The sequence below is a fragment of the Pseudomonas sp. Ant30-3 genome (assembly GCF_000690905.1).
Classification (GTDB): Bacteria; Pseudomonadota; Gammaproteobacteria; order Pseudomonadales; family Pseudomonadaceae; genus Aquipseudomonas.
On sequence record NZ_JMCL01000138.1, the window covers coordinates 1 to 5,318 of the forward strand.

General features: G+C 50.9%; 5 protein-coding genes and 2 pseudogenes. 6 read left to right on the forward strand and 1 reads right to left on the reverse strand.

Annotation, left to right across the window (positions count from 1 at the left end; genetic code table 11):
• Nucleotides 1-796 (forward strand): amidohydrolase (locus DU29_RS0126375; RefSeq protein WP_028624398.1); only part of this gene is annotated, 796 nt, incomplete at its 5' end.
• Between the two features lie 16 nt (nt 797-812).
• On the opposite strand, the pseudogene DU29_RS01000000130515 reads toward DU29_RS0126375, so the two are convergent.
• A pseudogene (locus DU29_RS01000000130515) lies at nt 813-1,916 on the reverse strand (IS5 family transposase).
• Nucleotides 1,917-2,447: 531 nt separating this feature from the next.
• Here DU29_RS01000000130515 and DU29_RS1000000131840 point away from each other — a divergent pair.
• The 5 genes and pseudogenes from DU29_RS1000000131840 to DU29_RS1000000131845 form a co-directional block, all read left to right on the forward strand.
• Nucleotides 2,448-2,594: pseudogene (locus DU29_RS1000000131840) on the forward strand (MFS transporter); the annotation flags it as partial.
• Nucleotides 2,595-2,850: 256 nt separating this feature from the next.
• A complete protein-coding gene (locus DU29_RS1000000132670; protein WP_152635594.1) occupies nt 2,851-3,354 on the forward strand; it encodes a hypothetical protein in 504 nt (167 codons plus the stop codon).
• Between the two features lie 452 nt (nt 3,355-3,806).
• Nucleotides 3,807-4,652, forward strand: a complete 846-nt coding sequence (locus DU29_RS0126390) for a MinD/ParA family protein (RefSeq protein ID WP_028624399.1) — start codon at nt 3,807-3,809, stop codon at nt 4,650-4,652.
• Nucleotides 4,653-4,717: 65 nt separating this feature from the next.
• A complete protein-coding gene (locus tag DU29_RS0126395) occupies nt 4,718-5,092 on the forward strand; it encodes a chemotaxis response regulator CheY (RefSeq protein WP_161781313.1) in 375 nt (124 codons plus the stop codon).
• Between the two features lie 58 nt (nt 5,093-5,150).
• Nucleotides 5,151-5,318, forward strand: a 168-nt coding sequence (locus DU29_RS1000000131845; RefSeq protein WP_033050279.1) for a helix-turn-helix domain-containing protein, incomplete at its 3' end; no start/stop codon positions are given.

The window sequence follows — 5,318 nt, forward strand, 5'->3', positions numbered from 1 at the left end:
GAACCTGATCTTCCAGCCAGACGAGGAAGGTCTGGCCGGCGCGAAGCTGATGATCGAAGATGACCTGTTCGACCGTTTCCCATGCGACGCGGTGTACGCGTACCACAACATGCCGGGCCTGCCAGTCGGGCAGGCGGTGGTACAGGTCGGCGGACTGATGGCCTCCTCCGAGCGGGTCACCATCACCCTGACCGGTCGCGGCGGTCACGGCGCCATGCCTGAACGAGCCATTGATCCGGTGCCTGCACTGGCCTCCATCATCAGCGCCTTGCAGACTGTGGTTTCACGCAATCTGGCCGCTGATGATGCGGCGGTGATCAGTGTCGGCGTGGTCCAGGCCGGCAGCGCCTATAACATCATTCCCGAAACGGCCAAATTGATGGTCAGTGTTCGCACTGCTGCCCCAGAGATCCGCGACCGGGTGGAACGACGCATCCGCGAGATCGTCGAAGGCCAGGCAGCCAGCTTTGGCGTCAAGGCCGATATCGACTACCAATTACTGGCCCCGGTACTGGTCAATAGCAAAGCCGAAACCGAACGCGTGCGCGCAGCCGCGCAGAAGGTGCTGGGCAGCGAAAACGTGCTGGATAAAATGCCGGTGCGACTGATGGGCAGCGAAGACTTCGCCTGGATGCTCAAGGCCCGGCCCGGCTGTTACTTCATTTTGGGCAATGGCTCCGGCGAGTTCACTGGATGCTCAGTGCACAACGACCATTATGACTTCAATGATGAAGTCACCCCGCTGGGGGCGGCTTGTTGGGTGGAGTTGGTTGAGGAGTATCTGTGTAAGAGCTAAGAGGGTGTAGACAAAATCAAGCAGTCAGTCGACGCGCCAGTAAGCGCGCCTCTGCCAGCCATACCCAAGCTTCGCTTACGACGTGTAATCGGTCATGGTGCATGAATAGCCGCCTTGCCCTTTCATTCCATGCATGCGTTCTCTCAACGACCCAGCGCTTGGGGAAAGCGATGAAGCCAGCCGGTCTTACCGCCGGCAAGAAAAGATCAGACTGCTGGGTGCTCCATTGCCCGGTGTTTCTGTTACCAGGGCTTCGGATCACCTGCACGTTGACCTCATGCGTTTGCTGAACATACTGCGCCCATTTACCGGCATAGGCGCTGTCGACGAGCAATGTTTTGATCGAGGGGTACTTTTCAGCCGTCTGGGCCATCGCTTCGGTGGCTGCATCCCGATCCTGCACACTGGCGGCACTGATACTGACCGCCAGGAGCAACCCGAGCGTATCCACGATCAGACTACGCTTGCGCCCCTTGACCTTCTTACCGGCGTCGTACCCATTTTCACCGCCCTGAGGTGCGGATCGGGTCGATTGGGCATTAAGGATAGCCGCTGATGGGTTGTTGTCGCGGTCCTCTCTATGACGCTACATCGTGCGCAAACGATCATGCATTTGCTCGAACTTTCCTTGCTCGCTCCAGCGCCTGAATGTCTTGTATACGTTGTCCCAATGCGGGAATTCGAGAGGTAGCATTCGCCAAGAGCAGCCTGTACGGACAACATAACAACACGCTTCCAGTAATTGCCTTCTTGAGTGACTCGGAGGCTTGCCTCGATGGTCCTCACGTTCGAACAGATCTGCGACCAGAGCCCATTCCGTGTCGGTCAGACAACTGGGGTAACGCTGTTCGGGCAATTGGCGTCTATGAGTGTCGTTGTATCCGTACGTAGTGCGCTTATCAGACAGCTCAAAAACACTCTTGATACGCGGTTTGATGTGCACAATACCAGCCAGTTTCAGCGCGGTTGCAAACGTGGCCGGATGAGTGGAAATGCCTGTCTTCATCAGGAACAGATCCATCAATTCGGCCTGAGTGGACAGGGAGTTAGCTTGTGCCAGTTCCACCAAAAGCGGGTAGTGCTCTGGTGCGATTCTCGGTGGGCGTCCTGTTCTGGCCATCATTAACGAGTCGAGGAGGGGGTCGATAGCTTACTTGATTTTGTCTACACCCTCTTAGGTGGGGAGGGTATTTTACCGAAGCCAGTGTCATTCGGCGACAGGGCTGTTGGCTGAGCGTTCGCCAAGTCATTCGGTCAGCGGCAACAACCATTACTCAAGCCCTTGATAAAAGTGAGTGCAGAGGCTCTGAAACCACCTGTTTCAGGACTTTTGCGGAAAACATGGCCACAAGCTTTCCAGGCAAAAGCCATCTCCGAGCGTTCGGATTACCGAATGACTCAGGTTAGCGGCACCGTCGTTGTGCCTACGAGTCAAAAAATGCCCAAATTTGTGCAGGTGCCTGTTAGCTGGACCGATCTTTCCCGCACCGCTGGTGAGGGCCTTGCAGAAATATCAAGTGCAGATTGCCGACGCATGCCCAAGACTGCGCCACACCCCTTATCTGGGCTAAGGAAAATAGGTATGAGCCCCCTCCTAGTTAGTTACGGTCTCGGTGTCGATACCGCATCGAGTGTTGCCCCCGAATCCCGCATGATGCGGCGGGTGGTGATCGCCTCTTCCCTGGGCAATGCCCTGGAGATCTACGATTTCACCGTTTACAGCTTCTTCGCCGTGATCATCGGCAAGCTGTTTTTCCCCGGTGAGTCGGCAATCGCTTCGCTGTTGATGTCCCTGTCGAACCTGTGAATGGCCCGCCGATATTTACCGACCAATGCACGAGAAGTGCGCCTGTAATGTGGGAAATGGCTGCTGCGAGGTGCTTGTAGAAGCCGAAAAGCATGAAGAAAACTGCGAAACTGATCATGGTTTGGCGCAGTCGCTGTTTTTAAACTGCTGATGGCGAAGTGGCCGGGAATTGTTGAGCTACTTCAGACCGTCCATAGGGGTATTTATGTGGAATCTAAACTCAAAAATTATTATATTTGGATTGATCATGCAAGCATTAGTACTCGTGGTGGTGTTTTTTACGGAAAATACTATTGTGTGGTGCTCTGAGAAAAATTATATAAATTCAAGCAGTGTATCAGAAATTAACTATGCTGAAGATGCTGCTTCAAGAACACTGCTAAGTCAGAAATTTGGCGATCTACAAAACAGTCTAGTCACTCTCACCTCATCTAAATTTACGGATTTAGAAAGTACATCAGATAACGCTGATTTCCGAGATATAAACTCCATGACTGCTTGGTTACTGTACCTGCTGGTAGTAGGTGGATTTATAGGGTTGGCGGGATTGCTGGTGATGTTTTTTCGCAGAAAAAAATCGGCTAGCAATGTATCGAAAAAACCATTTCATCTCTGCGCTCTCAGGCCGGTTTTAATGCCGTTATCGTATCAATCGTGCTTTCAATGTAGCACAATAATAAAGCACTCAAAGAATAAAGATCGGTTAGCTGAAACCGCCGACATTTGGGTGATAGAAATATACACTATCTAGCGCGTTGACCCGTAAAAAATCTACTGCGGCGATTAACGGGATGCACTTACCAATAATTAGGCAGGAAAACAATTTTATTGTCGTTGGGCCTTACAGGAGCAAATCAGAAGCCGCAGAAATAGTTAGTAACCTACACGAGTCTTACAATGTGCGAGGTTGGCTAACACCAGGAAATTGACAATTAAAAACGATGCTTAAAAAGTAAATAATCATCATTAATGCGCCGGTTTTATTATCGTGGATAGCTTGAAGAAAATACAGGAGCTAAGGCTCAAATCGACGAGGTTTTACAATTCGTTTGATCAAGCAGCTTCCTTCATTGGAAGTTATCCGCTTAAAGTAGCAAAACATAAAACTGTGCCTTCATCACGATCAGATCAGAATAGCTGCCTTGTATTAAATGTCGAAGACAGAGGACGGCCACCACCCTGAGTGACTAGGAGATAAGAGAAATGAACCGCATGCATCCAGTGCAGGTCATTGCTGTGACAAGTGGCAAAGGTGGTGTCGGTAAGACCAATGTAGCAGTAAACCTGTCCCTAGCATTGGCTGAGCGTGGCCGACAAGTCATGCTGCTTGATGCTGATCTCGGTCTGGCAAATGTAGATGTTTTACTCGGATTAGCCCCCCCAAAAAACCTTGCCAACGTAATCAAGGGGCAGTGCGAGCTGCAGGATGTGCTTCTGCGAGGGCCTCGCGGAATCAGCATCGTTCCTGCAGCTTCGGGCTGTCAAAGGATGAGTCATCTAACGTCAGCTCAGCACGCCGGAATAACTCAAGCCTTTAGTGATGTCGACGAGAAGCTCGACGTGCTGGTCATTGACACGGCCTCCGGTATAGGTGATTCAGTTATCAGTTGTATTCGTGCATCCCGCGAAGTGTTGATGGTCGTGTGTGACGAGCCAACTTCACTCACCAACACCTATGCGCTGATTAAAATGCTTAGTCATTCTTACGGCATAAATCGTTTCCGCATACTCGTCAACATGACACAAAGCCCCCAAGAAGGGCCCGATCTTTTTGCTAGGTTGACCCGTGTTACGAATCTTTTTCTTGACGTGAGTTTACAATATGTTGGTGCTGTGCCTTATGATGAATGCATGCGCAAGGCTGTGAAAAAACAGCGTGCGGTATACGATGCTTTTCCTCGTTCTAAGTGCTCCCTGGTATTCAAATCGATAGCGCAAAAAATAGATGCTTGGCCATTACCGGTGAGTCCGCGCGGGCACTTGGAGTTTTTTGGCGAGCGATTGTTAACCTCGCCAATGCGGCTAGACACCGTGCGTTTTGTGATTTGAGTTTAAAAATGCGTTCAATTGAAGAACATAGTGAAGATTATTTAGAGGTTGAATTGAATAAAAATATGAAAATCCTCATCGTTGATGACTTTTCAACGATGCGCCGGATCATAAAAAACCTGTTGCGTGATCTTGGATTCACTAACACGTATGAAGCAGATGACGGAACGACTGCGCTACCGATGCTGCAAAACGGCAGCTTCGATTTTCTAATCACTGACTGGAATATGCCTGGTATGTCCGGTATCGATCTTTTGAGTTATGTGCGTGCTGACGATCGTATCAAACACCTTCCGGTTTTAATGGTGACCGCCGAAGCTAAACGTGAACAGATCATCAAAGCCGCCCAAGCTGGAGTGAACGGTTACGTAATCAAGCCCTTTACTGCGCAAGTATTAAAAGGAAAAATTGAAAAAATTTTTGAACGCGTTAACAATTAAGAGGGCGGCCGCAAAAACTGAGTGCAACACCTGACCTTTCCGGTACGGTGCTGCCACTATGTCCTATCACGAACTCAGTATCCCCGAACGTGCGACCCTTCAACTCGGCCTTGCCCAAGGTTTCAGCCAGCGGCGAATTGCCCGGATGCTCGGCCGCTCCCCCTCGACCATCAGCCGGGAGCTGCGCCGCAACCGGGCCCCTGGCACCCGCTACCAGGCCTGTGCT

Bases quoted from the DNA above. Each gene is read 5' to 3' on its own strand.
- DU29_RS1000000132670 (WP_152635594.1), top strand. From the start codon at position 2,851: ATGCAAGCATTAGTACTCGTGGTGGTGTTTTTTACGGAAAATACTATT.
- DU29_RS0126390 (WP_028624399.1), top strand. From the start codon at position 3,807: ATGAACCGCATGCATCCAGTGCAGGTCATTGCTGTGACAAGTGGCAAA.
- DU29_RS0126395 (WP_161781313.1), top strand. From the start codon at position 4,718: ATGAAAATCCTCATCGTTGATGACTTTTCAACGATGCGCCGGATCATA.